This window comes from Bacteroides sp. AM10-21B (assembly GCF_003472565.1).
GTDB lineage: Bacteria > Bacteroidota > Bacteroidia > Bacteroidales > Bacteroidaceae > Bacteroides > Bacteroides propionicigenes.
This window is the reverse complement of record NZ_QRME01000002.1, coordinates 24,594-46,449: the sequence shown is the minus strand read 5'-3', so window position 1 is coordinate 46,449 and position 21,856 is coordinate 24,594. Positions and strand designations below refer to the sequence as shown.

Here is a 21,856-nt window from a genome sequence, read left to right as displayed (position 1 = left end):
AATGATATTTCTTAAAACTGAAGATGAGATAGAGCTGCTCCGTAAGAGTAATTTGCTTGTAGGAAAAACGCTGGCTGAGATAGCTAAGGTTATAAAACCCGGAGTTACTACGAAAGAGTTGGATAAAGTGGCGGAAGAGTTCATTAGAGATAATGGCGCTATTCCTACATTTAAAGGCTTTCCAAATCAATATGGTGAACCATTTCCGGCTTCGATTTGTACTTCTGTAAACGAACAGGTAGTACATGGTATTCCGAGTGATACTGTAGTACTGAAAGAGGGTGATATTGTTTCTGTTGATTGCGGTACTTACATGAACGGTTTTTGTGGCGATTCAGCTTATACGTTTTGTGTAGGTGAGGTTGACGAAGAAATTCGCAAATTACTGAAAGTTACTAAGGAAGCATTATATATAGGAATACAGAATGCAGTTCAAGGCAAGCGATTGGGTGATATAGGATATGCTATACAACAACATTGTGAGTCTAATTCTTATGGTGTAGTGCGTGAGTTTGTCGGTCATGGTATTGGTAAGGAGATGCACGAGGATCCTCAAGTTCCCAATTACGGTAAGCGTGGGTATGGAACAATGTTGAAGAAAGGTTTGTGTATCGCAATTGAACCAATGATAACTTTGGGTAATCGGCAAATAGTAATGGAACGCGATGGTTGGACAGTTAGAACCAAAGACTGCAAATATGCGGCTCATTTTGAGCATACTATAGCAGTTGGAGGTGGTGAGGCTGATGTATTGTCATCGTTCAAATTCATTGAAGAAGTATTAGGAGATAAAGCAATTTAAGAAATTAATATGGCAAAGCAATCTGCAATAGAACAAGATGGAGTTATAGTTGAAGCATTGTCTAATGCAATGTTTCGTGTTGAATTAGAAAACGGACATGAGATTACTGCACATATTTCCGGTAAGATGCGGATGCATTACATCAAAATCCTACCGGGGGATAAAGTAAGAGTCGAAATGTCTCCTTACGATTTATCGAAAGGAAGAATTGTATTTAGATATAAATAAAATTAAGATATGAAAGTAAGAGCATCCTTAAAGAAACGTACGCCAGAGTGTAAGATCGTTAGACGTAATGGCCGTTTGTATGTTATTAACAAGAAAAATCCTAAGTATAAACAACGTCAAGGATAATATTATTATTTTTGCAAAAAAAATAATTTAGTATATGGCTATAAGAATAGTTGGTGTCGATTTGCCTCAAAATAAGAGAGGTGAAGTTGCGTTGACCTATGTATATGGAATAGGTCGTAGTAGTTCAGCAAAGATTTTGGATAAAGCAGGTGTAGACAAGGACCTGAAAGTAAAAGACTGGACGGATGATCAGGCTGCCAAGATTCGTGAGATCATTGGTGCAGAGTATAAAGTAGAAGGTGATCTTCGCTCTGAAGTTCAATTGAACATCAAGCGTTTAATGGATATTGGTTGCTACCGTGGTGTACGTCACCGTATCGGTCTCCCTGTTAGAGGCCAGAGTACAAAGAATAACGCTCGTACTCGTAAGGGAAGAAAGAAAACCGTTGCTAATAAGAAAAAAGCTACTAAATAATAATTGTTGATATGGCAAAAAAAACAGTTGCAGCAAAAAAGAGAAATGTAAAGGTAGATGCTAATGGACAGTTGCATGTTCATTCATCTTTCAACAACATTATTGTTTCTCTGGCTAATAGTGAAGGTCAGATTATTTCTTGGTCTTCTGCCGGAAAGATGGGATTTAGAGGTTCTAAGAAGAACACTCCTTACGCAGCACAAATGGCTGCTCAAGACTGTGCTAAAATAGCATATGATCTTGGCTTGAGAAAGGTAAAAGCATATGTGAAGGGTCCAGGTAACGGACGTGAGTCTGCTATTAGAACTATCCACGGTGCAGGTATCGAAGTTACTGAAATCATCGACGTAACTCCGCTTCCACATAATGGTTGTCGTCCTCCGAAAAGACGTAGAGTTTAAGATTTACCTTTAATAAAAATGAAACTTGATATTGTTATTGGATTGTAAATTCTTCTCTACAATCGCGGCTGCAACAAATTAAGTTCATGAATAACAATTAAATATTTAAAAAGAAATGGCTAGATATACTGGACCAAAATCAAGAATAGCCCGTAAATTCGGTGAAGGTATCTTTGGAGCAGATAAAGTATTGTCAAAGAAGAACTATCCTCCCGGACAGCATGGTAATTCAAGAAAGAGAAAAACTTCTGAATATGGTGTTCAACTTCGTGAGAAACAGAAAGCCAAATACACCTATGGAGTTTTGGAAAAACAATTCCGCAACCTGTTTGAGAAGGCAGCTACCGCTAAAGGTATTACCGGTGAGGTGCTTCTTCAATTACTGGAAGGTCGTCTTGACAATGTAGTATTCCGTTTGGGTATTGCTCCGACTCGTGCAGCTGCACGTCAGTTGGTTAGTCACAAGCATATTACTGTAGATGGTGAAGTGGTAAACGTTCCCTCATATGCAGTAAAACCGGGTCAGGTTATTGGCGTTCGTGAAAGATCTAAATCTTTGGAAGTTATCGCTAACTCATTGGCTGGCTTTAATCACAGCAAGTATCCTTGGTTGGAATGGGATGATAATGCTAAAGTAGGTAAGTTGTTGCACATACCTGAAAGAGCAGACATTCCTGAAAACATTAAAGAGCATTTAATTGTAGAATTGTATTCTAAATAATAATTAATTTCATGGCGATATTAGCATTTCAAAAACCTGATAAAGTATTAATGTTGGAAGCGGACTCTAAATTCGGAAAGTTCGAATTTCGTCCGTTGGAGCCCGGTTTCGGTATTACCGTGGGTAATGCACTGCGCCGCATCCTGCTTTCTTCATTGGAAGGTTTTGCCATCACTACTATCAAAATAGAAGGTGTTGAGCACGAATTTTCCAGTGTTCCGGGAGTAAAAGAGGATGTTACTAACATTATCTTGAATCTGAAACAAGTGAGATTCAAGCAAGTAGTTGAAGAATTCGAGAGCGAGAAAGTAAGTATTACAATCGAGAATTCAAGTGAATTTAAAGCAGGTGACATAGGTAAGTATTTGACTGGATTTGAAGTGTTAAATCCTGAATTAGTTATTTGTCATTTAGATTCAAAATCAACTATGCAGATAGATATTACGATCAACAAAGGTCGTGGTTATGTTCCTGCTGACGAAAACCGCGAATATTGCACCGACGTGAACGTAATTCCTATCGATTCTATTTATACTCCGATACGTAATGTTAAGTATCAGGTAGAAAACTTCCGTGTTGAGCAGAAGACTGACTACGAAAAACTGGTGCTTGAGATTACTACGGATGGTTCCATTCATCCGAAAGAGGCTCTGAAAGAAGCTGCAAAAATATTGATTTATCACTTCATGCTCTTCTCTGATGAGAAGATTACGCTGGAAAGCAATGATGTTGACGGCAATGAAGAGTTTGATGAAGAAGTATTGCATATGCGTCAGTTGTTGAAGACTAAGCTCGTTGATATGGATCTCTCGGTTCGTGCTCTCAACTGTTTGAAAGCTGCCGATGTAGAGACTTTGGGCGACTTGGTACAGTTCAACAAGACTGATTTGCTGAAATTCAGAAACTTCGGAAAGAAATCGCTTACCGAGCTTGATGATTTGCTGGAAAGTCTGAATCTGTCGTTTGGAACTGATATTTCTAAATATAAATTAGATAAAGAATAAAAAATGAGACATAATAAAAAATTCAACCATTTGGGTCGTACTGCCTCTCATAGAAACGCTATGTTGGCTAATATGGCGTGTTCTTTGATTAAGCACAAAAGAATCACTACGACCGTTGCAAAGGCTAAAGCTTTGAAGAAGTTTGTTGAGCCTTTGATTACAAAAGCTAAGGATGATACGACAAATTCTCGTCGTGTTGTATTTAGCAATTTGCAAGACAAGTATGCTGTAACTGAGTTGTTCAAAGAAATCTCTGTGAAGATTGCTGATCGTCCGGGTGGTTACACTCGTATCATCAAAACAGGCAACCGTTTGGGTGATAATGCTGAAATGTGCTTCATTGAACTTGTTGACTACAACGAAAACATGGCTAAGGAAAAAGTTGCTAAGAAAGCTACTCGTACCCGCCGTTCAAAGAAAGCTACTGCTGAAGCTGCTCCCGCTGCAGAAACTGCACCGGTGGCTGAAGCACCTGCCGCTGAAGAAGCAAAAGCAGAATAATTCAACTATTCTTTTTATATGTAGAAAGCCGTCCCAGCGATTGGGGCGGCTTTTTTGTTTATACTTTTATTTACATAAACAAACATTAAAAGATGTGTGTATAAAACAATGCTATGGAATAAACTGTTATATTTGCAAATAGTTATGGGCAAATATCTAAAAATCATAGGACTTCTGGCGTTTGCGTTGGTTTTGTGGCAAACATCGAGTGCTGCATTTACTGTTACTCCGGTAAGTGTAGGGGAGTCTGTGGATATTCAGGCGGTGGCGGTTTCACATCATCAGGACGAGACTTGTTTCACTTCACCGCAATTGCCTTATCTGCCGGTGGCGGAGTTGGCAAGTAGCAGTAGCCATATGCAACTGCTTACAATGTCCCGTATCCAGCGTTCTTATATTAGTGAGTATATTTTTTCTTTAAAAGACTGGGTGGATAAGCTTGCCCAGCGCGAAGCGGTTTTGTCACTGAATAGAGAGAAACTGTTTGACGCTACTGCTTACTATCGTTGCCAGCCTGTGTGTGAATATTACATTTTCACATTGAGGCGGATTCTGATTTAATGTTTTATTGTATTTAGTTATTTTCCTCGTATATGGGTGGTAGGCGCTCAGATGTGGGGTGGATTGTATTTTCTATTTCTCTAATTCATTAATTCATAAAACTATTGATATTATGGCAACTCAAACTATTGACGCAACTCTTTTCACGTCTTCACATCCCGATATTGCAAAACGTACAAGTGTCTCCGGGCTCATCATCTCTGCGTTGATGATGCTGGCAGGTATTCTTATTTTCGCATCTATTTTTGAAATGCACGATAGGTCTTCCACTATCAGCATGGGGTTGATGGTGTTGGGTACGGCATTGATTTTACTGGGAGTATTCCGTTTGTTCTGGAAGTCAAAAGAAATCGTTTACCTGCCTACGGGAAGTGTGGCAAAAGAACGCAGTCTGTTTTTTGACTTGAAATATATAGGTAAACTGACCGAGATGCTTGAAAGCGGCAATCTGGACAGTGAGTCCGGGGTAAAGAGTGAATCGAGCGGCAATGTACGTATGGACATTATGATTTCGCAGGACAATAAATTTGCAGCGTTGCAATTATTCCAGTTTGTACCCTATACTTATACTCCGGTGACTTCTGTCCGTTATTTTACCGGTAACGAAGCGGCGGCTGTTTCAGCTTTTCTGTCAAAATGCAAAGCGATGTAAATTCATGTAGATAAGACATAATCAAAAGATATATAGAGAGAGTGGGGGTTAGTCGGTAACGGCAATCCCCATTTTCTTCATAAGGAAACAGGCGTTCATGTTCTGCGCTATGCCCGGGCGGAGACGGTAGGAGAAGGTCAGTTCATTGTTGGTAATATCCGCTTCGAAGCGGTAGTTACGGATATTCTCCGGGAAAAGGTCGATAAGTGTGCCCAGCAATAAGTCGTGGGTGGCAATGATGCCGTTGGCTTGCAATGCCATGAACTGTTTGATGAGTGCAAAAGACCCCTTTTGTTTATCCATGGAATTTGTACCTTTCAATATTTCATCAAGAATGATGAAGAGTTCTTCACCCGATTGCAGTTTGTCGATAATGAGTTTCAGGCGCTTAAGTTCGGCAAAGAAGTAAGATTCGTTATCGTTCAGGGAGTCGCTGGTGCGCAGGCTGGTGACAAGGCGGGCGGGATATGCCTCCATTTCTTCCGCACAGACGGGCATACCGGTGCAGGCAAGCAGATAATTGATGCCTATCGTGCGGAGATAAGTACTCTTGCCGGCCATGTTGGCACCGGTGATGATAATAAAGAAGGGGCGTTTCTCCATGTCGATGTCGTTGCGGACACAGCGATCGCGATGCATCAGGGGATGTCCCATGTTCTTGGCACGAAGCATGAAATGGGCGTTGGCGTCGGTATTCTTCGTGCCGGAGAGCATATCGGCTCTGCTGAGCAGGACAGGATAGGAGTATTCCGGATGATTGTAGGCAAAGGTTGCCAACGAGTTGAGGGCATCCATTTGTCCGAGGGCGGTGAGCCAATGGGGCAGCTCACCGGCATATTGTTCTTTCCATGCCTCGATACGCATAATCTGTCGTAACTCCCAAAAGAACAGACCGTTGAGAATGACATACATGAATATGTTGTTGCGTTGGTCCAGTTCATTCATCAGCTTGCTCAACCGGCTGATGGAAAGAGAGGCTTTCTGCTGTTCACCTCCAATCTCCTCTTTAAGGCTTTTCAGTAAATTGCACCTCATGGGCTGGGTTTCCATAAGCCTGAGCAGTCCGGCATAGGTTCCAAGAATTTGCAGTTTTTTGCCATACACAGCCTGTATCTTGGTGATTTTCCCTGTAAAAGCAAAGCCGACGGTAACAAACGCCGTCCAAATTACTCCCCATATGCTTGCAGGCAAGTAGCCGGTAATTACTAAAAGTACGCATACGATATTGGCGCTTGTGATGATTGCCGGCAACGTACGCAGGAGCCTGTTCTTACGGAACACGCCGGGACTTGTGGCCCATGTTTTCAATTCCGTTTCGTCGGCAGCCTTTCCTTTATGCAGTAAGCCGAGGATGCGGAACCGTTGGCGGAATTGCAGTTCGGGAGCCAGTTCGCGTACGGCTGCTTGGCGCTCCAGTATATCTTCTTTCTTTTCGAGATGCCGCCCCAGCCAGCCTGCCAACAGACGTTTCCCCGGTTCGGTGCAAGTGCGGTTGATGTACTGAAACAGCGAGTGCTCACCGAATACGTCCAGGTCATAGGCATACAGATGCGCAGGGTCGATAAACTCCTTGCCGCCATCGAAACCGGATGTGTCATAATCCAGTGCGGCCAGCTCTTGCCGGTTGACCTCTATTTCCTTTTCCAAATAATCTTTGCGATGGAACAGGCGATTATGGTATTTTATCAGAAGGATGAACGGCAGAAATGTGACAAGCGCAATCCCTGCCAGTACCGCCCAGCTTTCCGCCCGAAAATAGATAAGTCCTGCGACTCCTGCAACGAACAGCAGCAACCGCAATGTGCCGATGCGATAAATCTGTTGCTGTACTTTATTCAAGCCCTGTTGCGCTTCGTCCGCAATGCGGTGGTAGGTTGATTTTATATTCTCGATGTTTTCCATTTATTTCCATGTTTTATAGATGGGCAAAGATAAGTAAATATATGGTTTTTCCCTCTAAGGGTAGCTGAAATACCAACCGGTTGGTATTCAAAATACCACTGTTTGGTACGAAGCCTACCAATCGTTGGTACGGGAGCTACCACAGCTTGGTACGAGAGCTACCAACGGTTGGTATTTCAAGTACCCTGTGTATGGAAATCATTTTATGGGAGATATGGTGTTTTTTTTCTTCTGTATGTTTGCTGCATAACGATAAAAAATGTACCTTTCGCTCAAGAAAGCAAAGTTTCAAAAAGAAAGGATAGCGATATGAAAAGAAGTTGGGTGTTAGGGATATTGGCATTATTGGCTTTGCCGTGTTCGGCACAGCAGATAATGTATTCCAACTTGAAAGAATTGGTGGAAGACCGTGGAGATACGGTGACCATATTGAAAGTGGAGAAGCGTTCCAAGAATCAGATTTATCTGATGGGAGGGGCGGATTATCGTATAGAGGCTGAGGATAACTCCGGGTTGTGCCGTTATTTAAAATCCCGTTGCTATGCGGTGCGGATAGACACATCGCTCTATGTCAACTGCAGGAAGATGCGCTATAAACGCTACCGCTTCGGTGGCTGGTATGCGCCTGCCATGTGGGTGAAGGGGAAGATTTATTTCTGCGCGCAACCTGTGGGACAAGCCGCTACGAGTACTGCCACTCCTGCCAACGCCGCGAAGTTGGGTGGAGAAGTGGGAGATGCCATCAATGCTTCGGGACTGGTATTTGCACGCGTGTACTATGAGCTGAATCCGGAGACGGGACGCTCGGAGTTTGTGGGCAGGGAAAAGATGCTGGAATTGCTGGCGGATTATCCGGAACTGCAAGAAGCTTTTGAAAAGGAAACGAGCGAATCGTCCGAGGTCATCGGAAAGTATCTGAGACAACTCAAGTCTGAACCGACTTGTTCCACTACAATACGCTGAAACAATCGTAAAGGATAGATTCTTTGATGGTGGGTTACTCGAAAGGAACAGTAGACGCCGATGCCTATGGGCAGGTTGCCAAGTTGCCGGTTAACGGCGGACATCCGAATGGCTTTTATATGGCGCGCTCATCAAGCATCAACTCGGATTGCAGGCGGTTGTCGACAATTCTGTGGAGCCGGTGATGTTTGTGGAAACCTATAACAAGGCTGCGAAGTAACTTTTCTGACTTTATGATAAATAATCCCGGTATTATATTGCGAATATCGGGATTTATTTTTATATTGCGGCAGATGAATGCCTGTGTCTTCTGACAATTTGTAACCATTTACCTTGATATACTATGGAGATTACTTTAAGCAAGACATTGCCCCCTTATCCCACCTTCGTAGAAGGTATCCGGCGGGCGCCCGACCGTGGCTACACCCTCGACTCCGCGCAAACGGCTACGGCATTGAAGAATGCTCTGCGCTACATCCCTAAAGAACTGCACGAGACGCTTGCTCCCGAGTTTATGGAAGAACTCCGCACACGCGGACGCATTTACGGTTACCGTTATCGTCCGCAAGGCGACCTCAAGGCGAAGCCCATTGACGAGTACAAAGGATGTTGCATCGAGGGCAAAGCCTTTCAGGTGATGATAGACAATAACCTCTGTTTCGATATCGCCCTCTATCCCTACGAGCTCGTCACCTATGGCGAAACGGGGCAGGTATGCCAGAACTGGATGCAATACCGCTTGATAAAGCAATACCTCGAAGTCCTTACCAGTGACCAGACACTCGTTGTCGAAAGCGGACACCCGTTGGGACTGTTCAAGTCGAAGCCCGAAGCGCCGCGTGTCATTATAACGAATGCGATGATGGTGGGGCTGTACGATAACCAACAGGACTGGCACACTGCCATACAGATGGGCGTTGCCAATTACGGTCAGATGACTGCCGGAGGGTGGATGTATATCGGGCCGCAAGGCATCGTGCACGGCACTTTCAATACCCTCTTGAATGCCGGGCGGCTGAAGCTCGGTATCCCTCAGGACGGTGACTTGCGCGGGCGGCTTTTCGTATCCTCCGGTCTGGGCGGCATGAGTGGCGCCCAACCCAAGGCCGCCGAAATGTCGGGAGCTGCCGCTATCATAGCCGAGGTGGATGCTTCACGTATCGAAACCCGCCATCATCAGGGCTGGGTGGGGCGCGTGACGGATTCGTTGCCGCAGGCTTTTGCTTGGGCAAGAGAGGCAATGAACAACCGTACGCCGATTTCTGTCGCCTATCACGGTAATGTGGTAGACCTTTTGGAATATGCCGTAAAAGAACAAATACATATTGATTTGCTTTCCGACCAGACCTCTTGCCATGCGGCGTACGACGGCGGCTATTGCCCCGTGGGCATCACCTTTGAAGAACGTACCCGTATGCTGCATGAGACCCCGAAGGCATTCTGCACTGAGGTGGATGCGACCTTGAAGCGTCATTTCCTTGCCATCAAAGCGTTGGTGGGGCAGGGCACTTACTTCTTCGATTACGGCAATTCCTTTATGAAAGCCGTCTTCGATGCCGGTGTACCGGAGATAGCGCGCGACGGCAATGACAAGAACGGCTTTATCTTCCCCAGCTACGTGGAAGACATTATGGGGCCGGAACTCTTTGACTACGGCTACGGACCGTTCCGCTGGGTTTGCCTCAGCGGCAAGCACGAGGATTTGATAAAGACAGACCGTGCTGCCATGGAGTGTATCGACCCTACCCGTCGCGGACAGGATTTGGACAATTATAACTGGATACGCGATGCCGAGAAGAACAATCTGGTGGTAGGTACGCAGGCGCGTATCCTCTATCAGGATGCCGAGGGGCGCATGAAGATTGCGTTGCGTTTCAATGAAATGGTGCGCCGTGGCGAGGTGGGTCCCATTATGCTGGGACGCGACCACCACGATGTCAGCGGCACGGACTCTCCTTTCCGTGAGACGTCCAACATAAAGGACGGCAGCAACGTAATGGCGGATATGGCGGTGCAATGCTTTGCCGGCAACTGCGCACGGGGCATGAGCCTTGTGGCGTTGCACAACGGTGGCGGAGTAGGCATCGGCAAGGCCGTCAACGGCGGCTTCGGCATGGTGTGCGACGGTTCCGAGCGGGTGGACGAAATCCTGCGTTCCGCCATGCTTTGGGATGTTATGGGCGGTGTGGCACGCCGTTCGTGGGCACGCAATGCGCATGCCATGGAGACAAGCGAAGAATTTAACCGCACTCATTCGGAAGGTTATCACATCACGATACCTTACGTGGCGGATGAAGAACTGATAAACAAATACATAAATAAATGATGAATTAAGAATTAAGAATGAAGAATTAGGCTGCGCAATGCAAATGCGCCGCAAGGTAATTCTTCATTCCTCATTCTTCATTTCCAAAGTGTTATGAATAAAATCGTAGAATGTGTCCCCAATTTCAGTGAGGGGCGTGATTTGCAGAAGATAGACCGGATAGTGGCTCCGTTTCGCGGCAGACAAGGTGTGAAGTTGCTGGATTACAGTAATGACGAAGACCATAACCGGCTGGTTGTTACTGTGGTGGGCGAACCCGAACCGCTTCGCGAAGCTGTGCTCGAAGCCATCGGTGTGGCTGTGCAGCTTATCGACCTGAACAGGCATCAAGGCCAGCATCCCCGTATGGGTGCTGTGGACGTTGTCCCCTTTATTCCTATCAAGAACGTAAGCATGGAAGAAGCCGTTGCGCTTTCCAAAGAAGTGGGTGCGGAAGTGGCAAAACGTTATAATCTGCCTGTATTCCTTTACGAAAAATCCGCATCGGCGCCTCACCGGGAGAATCTTGCGGCTGTCCGTAAGGGAGAATTCGAGGGGATGGCGGAGAAAATAAAACTTCCCGAATGGCAACCCGATTTCGGTCCGGCAGAACGTCATCCTACTGCGGGAACGGTAGCCATCGGAGCGCGTATGCCGCTGGTGGCGTATAACATCAACCTCAACACCCCCAGTCTGGAAATTGCGCACGACATCGCCAAGAAGATACGCTTCATCGGCGGCGGCCTGCGTTACTGCAAGGCTATGGGGGTGGAACTGAAAGACCGGGGAATTACCCAAGTGTCCATCAATATGACCGACTATACCCGTACGGCGCTTTACCGTGCTTTCGAGTTGGTACGCATCGAAGCGCGTCGTTACGGTGTCAGCATCGTAGGCAGTGAGATTATCGGCCTTGTACCTATGGAAGCGCTGATTGATACGGCGTCCTACTACCTCGGACTGGAGAACTTTTCGATGCAGCAAGTGCTGGAAGCCAGAATAATGGAGTAACTTTCCGATTCTTTTTTAAACCAGAAAATATGACGGAGAACCTTATTATCTTCAATGCCCGTGTCGTAACTCCCATTGGCTTTTCCGCCCGCCGCGGCAGGGAAATGGAAGAACTTTGTATCATGGATAACGCTACGGTGGAAGTCACCGGCGGCATCATTACCTACGTAGGTCCCAATCGCGGCGAGGAGCGCGACGGCTATTATCAGCGTTACTGGCATTATAATGCCAGTGGCAAGTGCCTTTTGCCGGGCTTTGTCGATTCGCATACGCACTTCGTCTTTGGCGGGGAGCGTGCCGAAGAGTTTTCTTGGCGGTTGAAGGGCGAAAGCTATATGTCCATTATGGAGCGTGGCGGCGGCATTGTCAGCACGGTGAAGGCCACCCGTGAGTGCAACTTTATCCAGTTGCGCGGCAAGGCTGAAGGATTTTTGAAACAAATGAGCGCTATGGGAGTAACCACCGTCGAGGGTAAAAGCGGTTACGGGCTGGACAAGGAAACCGAACTGCTGCAACTCCGCGTGATGCGCAGTCTGAACAATGACGAGCACAAGCGGGTGGACATTGTTTCCACTTTTCTCGGTGCACATGCAGTGCCTCAGGAGTATAGCGGACGTACGGACGATTATGTGGATTTCATTATCCGTGAAGTCATGCCCGCCGTTGTCCAGAACGGGCTGGCGGAATTTTGCGATGTCTTTTGCGAGCAAGGCGTGTTCTCCATCGGGCAGTCCCGCCGCTTGCTCACCGCTGCCCGTGAAATGGGGCTGGCATTGAAACTCCATGCCGATGAAATTGTGCCGTTGGGCGGTGCGGGGCTGGCCGCGGAACTCTCCGCTGTCTCCGCCGACCACTTGCTGCACGCTTCCGATGCGGATATTCGTGCCATGGTGGACAAAGGTACGGTTGCCACATTGCTACCCCTTACCGCCTTTGCTCTGAAAGAACCGTATGCCCGCGGACGCGAAATGATTGATGTGGGGTGCGCCGTTGCGCTTGCCACCGACCTCAATCCCGGCAGTTGCTTCTCCGGCTCCATTCCGCTGACCTTTGCGCTGGCGTGCATCTATATGGGAATGAGTATTGAGGAAGCTATTACCGCCCTCACACTGAATGGCGCTGCCGCCTTGAATCGTGCTGACAGCATCGGCAGCATCGAGGTGGGAAAGAAAGGGGACTTTGTAGTGCTGAATACGGACAATTACCATTTCCTGCCCTACTACGTGGGGATGAACTGCGTACACACCACGGTGAAAGAAGGCGTGCTTTATCCGGTACTCTGAAATAAAGAACTTATACTTAATTTACACTTAAATACTATGTTAGTCGATTTAACACTCAAAGAGTTTTTGAATAAAGTGGCGGGTAGTGATCCCGTCCCCGGTGGCGGAAGCATCGCCGCATTGAACGGAGCCATAGCCTCGGCTTTGGCAGCGATGGTTGCCAATCTTACTATCGGCAAGAAAGGCTATGAGGAGCATGAAGAACTGATGCAACACATCGCCGGCGTGGCTTTGCAAGAGCAAAACACCTTTATCGAAGATATTGACCGCGACTCCGAAGCCTACGACAGTGTATTTGCTTGCTTCAAGATGCCGAAAGCCACCGATGAAGAAAAGACCGCCCGCAGTGCCGCCATTCAGGAAGCTACCAAGTTTGCCGCGCTTGTGCCCATGCAGGTGGCCCGCAATGCCTACGAACTGATGACCGTCATTATGGATGTGGCCCGCTTGGGCAACCGCAACGCTGTGACCGATGCCTGCGTAGCGATGATGTCTGCCCGCTCTGCCGTATTGGGGGCGTTGCTGAATGTGCGTATCAATCTCGCTTCGCTGAAAGATAAAGAGTTCGTAACCAAGCTGCAAGCCGAATCCGACGAACTGGAACGTCTTGCTTGCGCCAAAGAAAAAGAATTGTTGGACGAAATCAATGAGGAACTCAAAGTATGAAGAATGTCTACTATGTCGGTTCGGGCGAACTGACTTTCGACCTTATCGAACGCATCATCAATGAGAACCTGAAACTCGAGTTGGCTCCCGAAGCCAAGGAACGCATACAGAAATGCCGCGATTACTTGGATAAGAAAACAGCCGAGTCTGCTGAACCTCTGTACGGCATAACCACCGGGTTCGGCTCCTTGTGCAGCAAGAACATCTCACAGGATGAACTGGGCACTTTGCAGGAAAACCTCATCAAAAGCCATGCTTGCAGCGTGGGTGAGGAAATCCGTCCGGTCATCATCAAGCTGATGATGTTGCTCAAGGCGCATGCACTGTCCTTGGGACATAGCGGTGTGCAGGTCATTACCGTGCAGCGCATCCTCGACTTTTTCAATAACGACGTGATGCCTATCGTCTACGACCGCGGCTCACTCGGAGCTTCGGGCGACCTTGCGCCGCTTGCCAATCTTTTCCTGCCCCTTATCGGTGTGGGTGATGTGTATTATAAAGGCCGGAAGCGCGAAGCAATCAGTGTGCTCGATGAATTCGGCTGGGAGCCCGTCAAGTTGATGAGTAAAGAGGGACTTGCCCTGTTGAACGGTACGCAGTTCATGAGCGCTAACGGTGTTTTTGCCATCCTTAAGGCTTTTCGTCTCTCCAAGAAAGCCGACTTGATAGCTGCCCTTTCTTTGGAAGCCTTTGACGGTCGCATTGACCCTTTCATGGACTGCATCCAGCAAATCCGTCCCCATAAAGGACAAATCGAGACGGGAGAGAATTTCCGCAAGCTCTTGGAAGGCAGTGAACTCATAACCCGTCCCGGCAAACACGTTCAAGACCCATACTCTTTCCGTTGTATCCCGCAGGTACATGGTGCGACGAAAGATGCCATCCGCTATGTTTCCTCAGTCTTATTGACGGAGATTAATTCCGTAACGGACAACCCCACTATCTTCCCCGATGAAGACCGCATCATTTCGGGTGGAAACTTCCACGGCCAGCCGTTGGCTATTTCGTATGATTTTTTGGGTATCGCCCTTGCCGAACTGGGGAATATTTCCGAACGCCGTATTGCCCAGCTTATCATGGGACTGCGCGGATTGCCGGAATTCTTGGTTGCCAATCCCGGTTTGAATTCCGGATTTATGATTCCTCAATATGCCGCTGCTTCTATGGTAAGTCAAAACAAGATGTATTGTTATGCCGCCAGCAGCGACTCTATCGTCTCCAGTAACGGGCAAGAAGACCATGTTAGTATGGGAGCCAATGCCGCTACGAAACTCTACCGCATCATGGACAACTTGGAGCATATCCTCTCCATCGAGCTGATGAATGCCGCACAAGGCATCGACTTCCGCCGTCCGCAAAAAACCTCACCTGTCTTAGAACGTTTCCTGCACGAATATCGCAAGGAAGTCCCTTTCGTGAAAGATGACATTGTAATGTACAAAGAAATTCATAAAACTGTGGCATTTCTCAGTCGAACTAAGTTCGATTATTAGGAATCTTCCCAATAAATCTGCCATAACCCTAATTTTTATTAATCGTTTAACAAAAGAAAGAAAACTTAATTGACGAATTAAGTTTTCTTTCTATATTTGCTTCGTTTTATTCCGAAAATGAATAAAAAAGAGTTTTGAACTTTAAAAGGAAGAGAAATGAGCGAATATACCAAACACCTTACCCCTCGTCCGGAACTGAGAGAACGGATTATTGAGACTGCGGTGGAAGCATTTTCTGCGCACGGTATTAAAAGTATTACGATGGATGATATCGCAACTTCATTGGGTATCTCCAAACGTACCCTGTATGAAGTTTTCTCTGATAAGGAAACCTTGTTGGAAGAGTGTATTCTGAAAGGTCAGAGAGAAGGGGAGGAGTTTTTGAAAAACGTGCTTGCCACATCCGAGAATGTATTGGAAGTTTTGTTGAAGTGCTATCAACGCAGCATTGAGAAGTTCCATGCCACCAACAAGAAGTTTTTTGAGGATATCAAGAAATATCCCAAGGCCTATGAGTTGATGACGAGACGGCATAATCAGGATTCGGAAGAGGCGGTGAATTTCTTTAAGGAGGGTGTGAAGCAGGGTATTTTTCGTGATGATGTAAACTTTGCCATTATCAATCTGTTGGTAAGGGAACAGATTGACTTGTTGATGAATACGGACATTTGCAAAGAATATTCTTTCCTTGAAGTTTACGAATCTATCATGTTCACCTTCTTGCGAGGTATCTCTACGGAGAAAGGGGCGCATGAGTTGGAGGTATTTATCCGGGAATACCGTAACGAGATAACCTCCGGAGATAAAAAAACAGAGAACAATTAGAAAACGATTAATTGCTTTATGAAGATGCAGAGATTTTTTGAGGGGAAAAAATGGATGTTGGCCGTTGCCATAGTGTTGGTTGGCGGCTATACACGAGCACAAGGGACAAAAGATACCTTGACCCTAAACCTTGACAAGGCTTTAGAAATTGCTTTGAGCGATAATCCTACCATTAAAGTGGCGGAGGAGGAGATTGCTCTCAAGAAAGTAAGCCATAAAGAGACTTGGCAAAATCTGTTGCCTGAAGCCAGTATTTCGGGTACTATGAGCCATACCATTACGGCTCCGCAGTTCAGTATCGGTGACCAGACCGTAAAAATGGGTAAGGATAAGGCGAATACGGCTACCGGAACACTGAACATCAGTTTACCCCTGTTTGCTCCGTCCGTGTATCGGGCCATGTCTATGACGAAGACGGATATAGAGCTGGCTGTGGAGAAGTCACGGGCTTCCAAGCAAGATTTGGTGAATCAGGTGACAAAGGCTTATTACCAGTTGATGCTGACACAGGACTCATACGATGTTCTGCAGAAAAGTTATAAGCTGGCGGAAGAGAATTATAACATTGTCAATGCCAAATATCAACAAGGTGCCGTCAGCGAGTTTGATAAGATAACCGCCGAGGTGCAGATGCGCAGCGTGAAGCCAAGTGTTGTTTCTGCGGGTAATGCCGTGACGCTTTCCAAGCTGCAACTCAAAGTGCTTATGGGTATCACAGCCGATGTGGATATAAAGATTGACGACAGTCTGGCAGCTTATGAAGGAGTAGTGTTTGCTAATCAGTTGGACAATGCAATCCACGAAGGATTGGTAAATAATACCACTATGAAGCAATTGGAGTTGAATCGCCTGATGCTTCAAAAAAATATCAAGTCATTGCGTACCAACTTCATACCAACGATAGGACTGGGCTATTCTTACCAATATCAATCCATGAATAATGATAGTTGGAATATTTTCAATTACAACTATGGCAGCAGTTCTTCACTGGTGTTCAACTTGAGTATTCCTTTATACAAGGCAAGTAATTTCACAAAGCTGAAATCCAATCGTATTCAGATGCGCCAGTTGGACCAGAACCGTATTGATACGGAGCGCAAGCTGAATATGCAGATTACGAGTTATCAGGACAATATGTCGGCCAGTTCCGAGCAAGTATCCAGCAATAAGGAGAATGTGATGCAAGCAGAGAAAGCGGTGCAGATTGCCGGCAAGCGCTACGAAGTAGGTAAGGGGACGGTGCTTGAACTGAATACCTCACAAGTGCAGCTTACAGAGGCAGAGCTGACTTACAACCAGTCGATATACGATTATCTGGTGGCTAAGGCCGACCTCGACCAGGTTTTGGGAAGAGATTACATTATTAAAAATCAGAAATAAAATAAGAACAACGATATGAGAAAAAGTTTTCAATTGATTGCCCTGTTTGCAGTGGTACTGTTGGGCGCTTGCAGCGGCGAAAAAGAAAAAGCTGTTGCTGAACAAGTGGACGAGAAGCCAAGAGTGAAGCTGGCGGATGTAAAAGCACGTCCGGTAGAACAGATTCATGAATACACAGCTAACGTGGAAGCGGAGGTGAAGAATAATATAGCTCCTTCTTCTCCGGTGCGTATCGACAGGATATTGGTGGAAGTGGGCGACCGCGTGTCCAAAGGTCAGAAGTTGGTCAGTATGGATGAGGCCAATTTGAAACAGACCAAATTCCAATTGGACAATCAGGAAATAGAGTTTAAACGTATGGATGAACTGTACAAAGTAGGCGGTGCGTCCAAATCGGAATGGGATGCAGCCAAAATGGCTCTGGACATAAAGGAAACGGCTTACCGTAATTTATTGGAGAACACTTCATTGCTCAGCCCGATAAACGGTGTTGTAACAGCCCGCAACTATGACAACGGTGATATGTACAGCGGCGGTGAACCGGTGTTAGTGGTAGAGCAAATTACTCCGGTGAAACTCTTGATTAATGTTTCCGAAACCTATTTTACCCAAGTAAAAAAAGGTGCTCCGGTATCTCTAAAGTTGGATGTCTATGGAGATGAACCGTTTGAAGGCTACATCAGTCTGGTTTATCCTACGGTAGACCCTAACACTCGTACTTTCCCCGTGGAGATTAAACTTGCCAATAAAGACCAACGTGTGCGTCCCGGAATGTTTGCCCGTGCTACGCTTAATTTCGGTACGAAGGACAATGTAGTCGTACCCGATTTGGCTATCGTGAAGCAATCCGGTTCCGGTGACCGTTATGTCTATGTGTACAAGGACGGCAAAGTTACCTATAATAAGGTGGAACTCGGACGCCGTATGGGTGCTGAGTACGAGTTGGTGTCCGGTGTGCCCGATAACTCACAGGTAGTTATAGCCGGACAGACCAAGCTGGTAAACGGCATGGAAGTAGAGGTGGAAAAATAATTCTTCATTCATCATTCTTAATTCTTAATTAAAAAGAGTATGAGTTTATACGAAGGTGCGGTTAAGAAACCGATTATGACTTCGCTCTGCTTCTTGGCAGTGGTGATATTTGGTCTGTTCTCTTTGTCAAAGTTGCCTATCGATTTGTATCCGGACATTGATACGAATACGATTATGGTGATGACGGCCTATCCGGGAGCCAGTGCTTCGGATATAGAGAATAACGTGACCCGTCCGTTGGAAAATGTTTTGAACTCTGTCAGTGATTTGAAGCACATCACTTCCCGTTCTTCGGAGAATATGTCGCTGATTACGCTGGAGTTTGAGTTCGGTAACGATATTGATGTACTGACAAACGATGTGCGCGACAAGTTGGATATGGTAAGTTCGTCACTTCCCGATGATGTGGAGAACCCCATTATCTTCAAGTTCAGTACGGATATGATTCCTATCGTGCTGTTGTCTGTACAGGCAAACGAGAGCCAGTCGGCACTTTACAAGATTCTGGATGACCGTGTGGTAAATCCTTTGGCACGTATTCCCGGTGTGGGTACTGTGTCTATCAGCGGTGCGCCGCAGCGCGAAATCCAAGTGTATTGCGACCCCTATAAGCTGGAAGCATACAATCTGAGTATTGAAACAATCAGTTCCATCATCGGAGCGGAGAATAAGAACATACCGGGCGGTAACTTCGACATCGGTAATGAAACCTATTCGTTGCGCGTGGAGGGTGAGTTTGATGACTCTCGCCAATTGGCGGATGTGGTTGTAGGTACGTATAATGGCGCTACAGTCTACTTGCGTGATGTTGCACGGATTGTGGATACCGTGGAGGAACGTGCTCAGGAAACCTATAACAACGGTGTACAAGGTGCCATGATTGTAGTGCAGAAACAGTCGGGCGCCAACTCCGTGGAAATCTCCAAAAAGGTGCAGGATGCGTTGCCGCGTCTGCAGAAGAACTTGCCGAGTGACGTGAAGCTGGGCGTCATTGTGGATACGTCCGAGAATATCTTGAATACAATTGACAGTTTGACGGAGACGGTGATGTATGCCTTGCTGTTCGTTGTGATTGTGGTGTTCCTGTTCTTGGGACGCTGGCGTGCCACGTTGATTATCTGTATAACGATTCCGCTTTCTTTGATTGCTTCGTTCATATACCTTGCCATTTCTGGGAATACAATTAATATCATTTCGCTTTCGTCACTCTCCATAGCTATCGGTATGGTGGTGGACGATGCCATTGTGGTATTGGAGAACGTTACGACGCATATTGAACGTGGATCCGATCCCAAGCAAGCGTCCGTTCACGGCACGAACGAGGTGGCAATTTCCGTAGTCGCTTCTACGCTGACGATGATTGCGGTATTCTTCCCGCTGACGATGGTTACCGGTATGTCCGGTGTGCTGTTCAAACAGTTGGGTTGGATGATGTGTGCCATTATGTTTGTTTCCACAGTTTCCGCCTTGACGTTGACCCCGATGCTTTGTTCGCAGTTGCTTCGTTTGCAGCGCAAACAGTCTAAAGTGTTCAAAATATTCTTCGGGCCGATAGAACGTACGTTGGACGGTTTGGACAACTGGTATGCGCGTATGCTGAACTGGGCGGTACGTCATCGTATGGTGGTTCTTGCAGGTTGTGTGGTATTCTTCATTTTAAGTTTGTTCTGTGCCAAGACCATTGGTACAGAGTTCTTCCCCGCACAGGATAACGCTCGTATTGCTGTACAACTGGAATTACCGATAGGTACTCGTAAAGAGGTGGCGCAAGAGGTTTCGGAGAAACTCACCAACCAGTGGCTGCAGAAGTATAAAGGTATTATGAAGGTATGTAACTATACCGTAGGACAGGCTGACTCGGACAACACTTGGGCGTCCATGCAGGATAACGGTTCGCATATCATCTCCTTTAATATCAGTTTGGTAGACCCGGGCGACCGTGATGTGACACTGGAAACTGTTTGCGAGGAGATGCGTGAGGATCTGAAGGCTTATCCGGAGTTCAGCAAGGCACAGGTAATCCTCGGCGGTAGCAATACGGGTATGTCCGCTCAGGCATCTGCCGACTTCGAGGTCTACGGATACAGTATGGAAGAAACTGACAGTGTTGCCGCTCGCTTGAAACGTGAACTGTTGAATGTAAAAGGCGTGTCTGAGGTCAACATCAGCCGTAGCGATTACCAACCCGAATATCAGGTAGACTTTGACCGCGAGAAGCTGGCGCTTCACGGACTGAACCTGTCTACTGCCGCTACCTATCTGCGTAACCGTATTAATGGCGCAACGGCGTCTAAATATCGTGAGGATGGAGATGAGTACGACATTAAGGTGCGTTATGCCCCTGAGTTCCGCACCAGTCTTGAAAGTATTGAAAACATATTGGTTTACAATGCCAAAGGTGAAGGTGTCCGCATTAAAGACCTCGGAACTGTGGTGGAACGTTTTGCTCCGCCTACCATCGAGCGTAAAGACCGCGAGCGTATCGTCACGGTGTCTGCCGTAATCTCCGGTGCTCCGCTGGGCGATGTGGTGGCTGCGGGTAACGCAATCATAGAAAAGATAGAGAAGCCGTCCGACATCACCATCCAGATATCGGGTTCCTATGAAGACCAGCAGGATTCGTTCCGCGATTTGGGAACATTGGGTGTATTGATTATCATTCTTGTGTTTATCGTAATGGCAGCACAGTTTGAATCGCTGACCTATCCGTTCATCCTTATCCTCTCGGTGCCGTTTGCCATGAGTGGTGTGCTGATGGCGCTGTTCATTACCAATACTACGCTGAGTGTAATGAGTCTGCTGGGTAGCATCATGTTGATTGGTATTGTGGTGAAGAACGGTATCGTGCTCATCGACTACACGATTCTCTGCCGTGAGCGCGGACAGTCGGTGCTGAACGCCGTGGTTACGGCAGGCAAGAGCCGTCTACGTCCGGTGTTGATGACTACCATGACTACCATTCTCGGTATGATTCCGATGGCTGTCAGCACCGGTCAGGGTTCTGAAATGTGGAGTCCTATGGCGATTGCCGTAATCGGCGGTCTGACGATTTCCACCATCCTGACCTTGATTTATGTTCCCACCATGTATTGTATCTTCGGTGGCGTAGGCATCAAGCGTCAGCGTCGCAAGATGCAGAAGCAGCTGAACGCTTACTTTGAAGAACAGGGACAGGTTAATAATTAATAGTTGACATATAATAGTTGAATAATGAAATCAGTATTAATCACATTCGATCAAGCATATTATGAGCGCATCGTCGCTACGCTCGACAGACTGAATTGTCGCGGCTTCACTTATTGGGAGCAGGTGCGCGGACGCGGTTCCAAAACCGGAGAACCCCATTATGGCAGTCATGCCTGGCCTTCCATGTGTTCCGCCATCCTTACGATGGTAGAGGACGAGAGGGTGGATTCCTTGTTGGAAGTCCTTCATAATATGGATAAACAAACCGAGCAGTTAGGGCTTCGGGCATTTGTTTGGAACATAGAGAAAACCATTTAGGTTTCCGTTGCATAAATAGTAATTATCCTCATGGGAAATATCTTTTTCCTGTGAGGATAATTCTTTTTTGCAGGAAGATAT

General features: G+C 46.5%; 23 protein-coding genes. 22 read left to right on the top strand and 1 reads right to left on the bottom strand.

The features are described from left to right. The first annotated feature begins 1 nt into the window (after window position 1). From map to DW121_RS02180, 10 genes are all read left to right on the top strand, one after another. Entirely contained in the window at window positions 2–802 is an 801-nt protein-coding gene (gene map / locus DW121_RS02225) for a type I methionyl aminopeptidase (protein WP_117710304.1), read from the top strand. 9 nt (window positions 803–811) lie between these two features. Beyond that, window positions 812–1,030, top strand: coding sequence for a translation initiation factor IF-1 (gene infA, locus DW121_RS02220; protein WP_002558052.1), 219 nt, complete (start codon window positions 812–814; stop codon window positions 1,028–1,030). Window positions 1,031–1,039: 9 nt separating this feature from the next. Beyond that, complete coding sequence (ykgO, locus tag DW121_RS02215; protein WP_002558051.1) at window positions 1,040–1,156, top strand: type B 50S ribosomal protein L36; 117 nt, start codon at window positions 1,040–1,042, stop codon at window positions 1,154–1,156. Window positions 1,157–1,190: 34 nt separating this feature from the next. Continuing rightward, window positions 1,191–1,571, top strand: a complete 381-nt coding sequence (gene rpsM / locus DW121_RS02210; protein WP_009122263.1) for a 30S ribosomal protein S13 — start codon at window positions 1,191–1,193, stop codon at window positions 1,569–1,571. A gap of 11 nt (window positions 1,572–1,582) precedes the next feature. Next, window positions 1,583–1,972 (top strand): 30S ribosomal protein S11, encoded by a 390-nt coding sequence (rpsK, locus tag DW121_RS02205; RefSeq protein WP_002558049.1) that lies wholly within the window; start codon window positions 1,583–1,585, stop codon window positions 1,970–1,972. A gap of 115 nt (window positions 1,973–2,087) precedes the next feature. Continuing rightward, the gene (gene rpsD, locus DW121_RS02200; protein ID WP_009122264.1) at window positions 2,088–2,693 is read left to right on the top strand and encodes a 30S ribosomal protein S4; all 606 of its coding nucleotides are present in this window, start codon (window positions 2,088–2,090) and stop codon (window positions 2,691–2,693) included. Window positions 2,694–2,704: 11 nt separating this feature from the next. Further along, entirely contained in the window at window positions 2,705–3,697 is a 993-nt protein-coding gene (locus DW121_RS02195) for a DNA-directed RNA polymerase subunit alpha (protein ID WP_009122265.1), read from the top strand. A gap of 3 nt (window positions 3,698–3,700) precedes the next feature. Further along, window positions 3,701–4,198 (top strand): 50S ribosomal protein L17, encoded by a 498-nt coding sequence (rplQ, locus tag DW121_RS02190; RefSeq protein ID WP_117710303.1) that lies wholly within the window; start codon window positions 3,701–3,703, stop codon window positions 4,196–4,198. Between the two features lie 144 nt (window positions 4,199–4,342). Next, window positions 4,343–4,759, top strand: coding sequence for a hypothetical protein (locus DW121_RS02185; protein WP_118322951.1), 417 nt, complete (start codon window positions 4,343–4,345; stop codon window positions 4,757–4,759). Window positions 4,760–4,871: 112 nt separating this feature from the next. Then, window positions 4,872–5,411: a hypothetical protein gene (locus tag DW121_RS02180; protein WP_117710301.1), complete on the top strand. Its 540-nt coding sequence runs from the start codon at window positions 4,872–4,874 to the stop codon at window positions 5,409–5,411. Window positions 5,412–5,459: 48 nt separating this feature from the next. Here the strand turns inward: DW121_RS02180 and DW121_RS02175 are convergent, their stop codons facing one another. Then, on the bottom strand, window positions 5,460–7,313 hold the full coding sequence (locus DW121_RS02175; protein WP_118322950.1) for a MutS family DNA mismatch repair protein: 1,854 nt from the start codon (window positions 7,311–7,313) through the stop codon (window positions 5,460–5,462). Window positions 7,314–7,622: 309 nt separating this feature from the next. On the opposite strand from DW121_RS02175, the gene DW121_RS02170 reads away from it, so the two are divergent. The 12 genes from DW121_RS02170 (at window position 7,623) to DW121_RS02115 (ending at window position 21,775) form a co-directional block, all read left to right on the top strand. Further along, window positions 7,623–8,276 (top strand): DUF6563 family protein, encoded by a 654-nt coding sequence (locus DW121_RS02170; RefSeq protein WP_118322949.1) that lies wholly within the window; start codon window positions 7,623–7,625, stop codon window positions 8,274–8,276. Between the two features lie 23 nt (window positions 8,277–8,299). Continuing rightward, a complete protein-coding gene (locus DW121_RS15570) occupies window positions 8,300–8,461 on the top strand; it encodes a hypothetical protein (protein WP_158573909.1) in 162 nt (53 codons plus the stop codon). A gap of 158 nt (window positions 8,462–8,619) precedes the next feature. Further along, complete coding sequence (locus DW121_RS02160) at window positions 8,620–10,602, top strand: urocanate hydratase (RefSeq protein WP_118322947.1); 1,983 nt, start codon at window positions 8,620–8,622, stop codon at window positions 10,600–10,602. Between the two features lie 93 nt (window positions 10,603–10,695). Continuing rightward, on the top strand, window positions 10,696–11,592 hold the full coding sequence (ftcD, locus tag DW121_RS02155; RefSeq protein ID WP_118322946.1) for a glutamate formimidoyltransferase: 897 nt from the start codon (window positions 10,696–10,698) through the stop codon (window positions 11,590–11,592). Between the two features lie 29 nt (window positions 11,593–11,621). Further along, window positions 11,622–12,875, top strand: a complete 1,254-nt coding sequence (gene hutI, locus DW121_RS02150; protein ID WP_118322945.1) for an imidazolonepropionase — start codon at window positions 11,622–11,624, stop codon at window positions 12,873–12,875. A gap of 36 nt (window positions 12,876–12,911) precedes the next feature. Then, window positions 12,912–13,541: a cyclodeaminase/cyclohydrolase family protein gene (locus DW121_RS02145; protein ID WP_117710296.1), complete on the top strand. Its 630-nt coding sequence runs from the start codon at window positions 12,912–12,914 to the stop codon at window positions 13,539–13,541. Then, window positions 13,538–15,034 (top strand): histidine ammonia-lyase, encoded by a 1,497-nt coding sequence (gene hutH, locus DW121_RS02140; protein WP_117710295.1) that lies wholly within the window; start codon window positions 13,538–13,540, stop codon window positions 15,032–15,034. Before DW121_RS02145 ends, hutH begins: the two co-directional genes overlap by 4 nt. 156 nt (window positions 15,035–15,190) lie before the next feature. Beyond that, window positions 15,191–15,859, top strand: coding sequence for a TetR/AcrR family transcriptional regulator (locus DW121_RS02135; protein WP_118322944.1), 669 nt, complete (start codon window positions 15,191–15,193; stop codon window positions 15,857–15,859). 18 nt (window positions 15,860–15,877) lie between these two features. Beyond that, complete coding sequence (locus DW121_RS02130) at window positions 15,878–17,239, top strand: TolC family protein (protein ID WP_118322943.1); 1,362 nt, start codon at window positions 15,878–15,880, stop codon at window positions 17,237–17,239. A 15-nt stretch (window positions 17,240–17,254) separates the two neighbouring features. Further along, window positions 17,255–18,271, top strand: a complete 1,017-nt coding sequence (locus DW121_RS02125; protein ID WP_118322942.1) for an efflux RND transporter periplasmic adaptor subunit — start codon at window positions 17,255–17,257, stop codon at window positions 18,269–18,271. Window positions 18,272–18,310: 39 nt separating this feature from the next. After that, complete coding sequence (locus DW121_RS02120) at window positions 18,311–21,457, top strand: efflux RND transporter permease subunit (protein ID WP_118322941.1); 3,147 nt, start codon at window positions 18,311–18,313, stop codon at window positions 21,455–21,457. A gap of 24 nt (window positions 21,458–21,481) precedes the next feature. After that, on the top strand, window positions 21,482–21,775 hold the full coding sequence (locus tag DW121_RS02115) for a PG0541 family transporter-associated protein (RefSeq protein ID WP_117710290.1): 294 nt from the start codon (window positions 21,482–21,484) through the stop codon (window positions 21,773–21,775). The last annotated feature ends 81 nt before the right edge of the window (window positions 21,776–21,856 follow it).

Excerpts from the sequence above, each read along its gene's own strand:
- map (WP_117710304.1), top strand. The coding sequence starts at position 2 with ATGATATTTCTTAAAACTGAAGATGAGATAGAGCTGCTCCGTAAGAGT.
- infA (WP_002558052.1), top strand. The coding sequence starts at position 812 with ATGGCAAAGCAATCTGCAATAGAACAAGATGGAGTTATAGTTGAAGCA.
- ykgO (WP_002558051.1), top strand. The coding sequence starts at position 1,040 with ATGAAAGTAAGAGCATCCTTAAAGAAACGTACGCCAGAGTGTAAGATC.
- rpsM (WP_009122263.1), top strand. The coding sequence starts at position 1,191 with ATGGCTATAAGAATAGTTGGTGTCGATTTGCCTCAAAATAAGAGAGGT.
- rpsK (WP_002558049.1), top strand. The coding sequence starts at position 1,583 with ATGGCAAAAAAAACAGTTGCAGCAAAAAAGAGAAATGTAAAGGTAGAT.
- rpsD (WP_009122264.1), top strand. The coding sequence starts at position 2,088 with ATGGCTAGATATACTGGACCAAAATCAAGAATAGCCCGTAAATTCGGT.
- DW121_RS02195 (WP_009122265.1), top strand. The coding sequence starts at position 2,705 with ATGGCGATATTAGCATTTCAAAAACCTGATAAAGTATTAATGTTGGAA.
- rplQ (WP_117710303.1), top strand. The coding sequence starts at position 3,701 with ATGAGACATAATAAAAAATTCAACCATTTGGGTCGTACTGCCTCTCAT.
- DW121_RS02185 (WP_118322951.1), top strand. The coding sequence starts at position 4,343 with ATGGGCAAATATCTAAAAATCATAGGACTTCTGGCGTTTGCGTTGGTT.
- DW121_RS02180 (WP_117710301.1), top strand. The coding sequence starts at position 4,872 with ATGGCAACTCAAACTATTGACGCAACTCTTTTCACGTCTTCACATCCC.
- DW121_RS02175 (WP_118322950.1), bottom strand. The coding sequence starts at position 7,313 with ATGGAAAACATCGAGAATATAAAATCAACCTACCACCGCATTGCGGAC.
- DW121_RS02170 (WP_118322949.1), top strand. The coding sequence starts at position 7,623 with ATGAAAAGAAGTTGGGTGTTAGGGATATTGGCATTATTGGCTTTGCCG.
- DW121_RS02160 (WP_118322947.1), top strand. The coding sequence starts at position 8,620 with ATGGAGATTACTTTAAGCAAGACATTGCCCCCTTATCCCACCTTCGTA.
- ftcD (WP_118322946.1), top strand. The coding sequence starts at position 10,696 with ATGAATAAAATCGTAGAATGTGTCCCCAATTTCAGTGAGGGGCGTGAT.
- hutI (WP_118322945.1), top strand. The coding sequence starts at position 11,622 with ATGACGGAGAACCTTATTATCTTCAATGCCCGTGTCGTAACTCCCATT.
- DW121_RS02145 (WP_117710296.1), top strand. The coding sequence starts at position 12,912 with ATGTTAGTCGATTTAACACTCAAAGAGTTTTTGAATAAAGTGGCGGGT.
- hutH (WP_117710295.1), top strand. The coding sequence starts at position 13,538 with ATGAAGAATGTCTACTATGTCGGTTCGGGCGAACTGACTTTCGACCTT.
- DW121_RS02135 (WP_118322944.1), top strand. The coding sequence starts at position 15,191 with ATGAGCGAATATACCAAACACCTTACCCCTCGTCCGGAACTGAGAGAA.
- DW121_RS02130 (WP_118322943.1), top strand. The coding sequence starts at position 15,878 with ATGAAGATGCAGAGATTTTTTGAGGGGAAAAAATGGATGTTGGCCGTT.
- DW121_RS02125 (WP_118322942.1), top strand. The coding sequence starts at position 17,255 with ATGAGAAAAAGTTTTCAATTGATTGCCCTGTTTGCAGTGGTACTGTTG.
- DW121_RS02120 (WP_118322941.1), top strand. The coding sequence starts at position 18,311 with ATGAGTTTATACGAAGGTGCGGTTAAGAAACCGATTATGACTTCGCTC.
- DW121_RS02115 (WP_117710290.1), top strand. The coding sequence starts at position 21,482 with ATGAAATCAGTATTAATCACATTCGATCAAGCATATTATGAGCGCATC.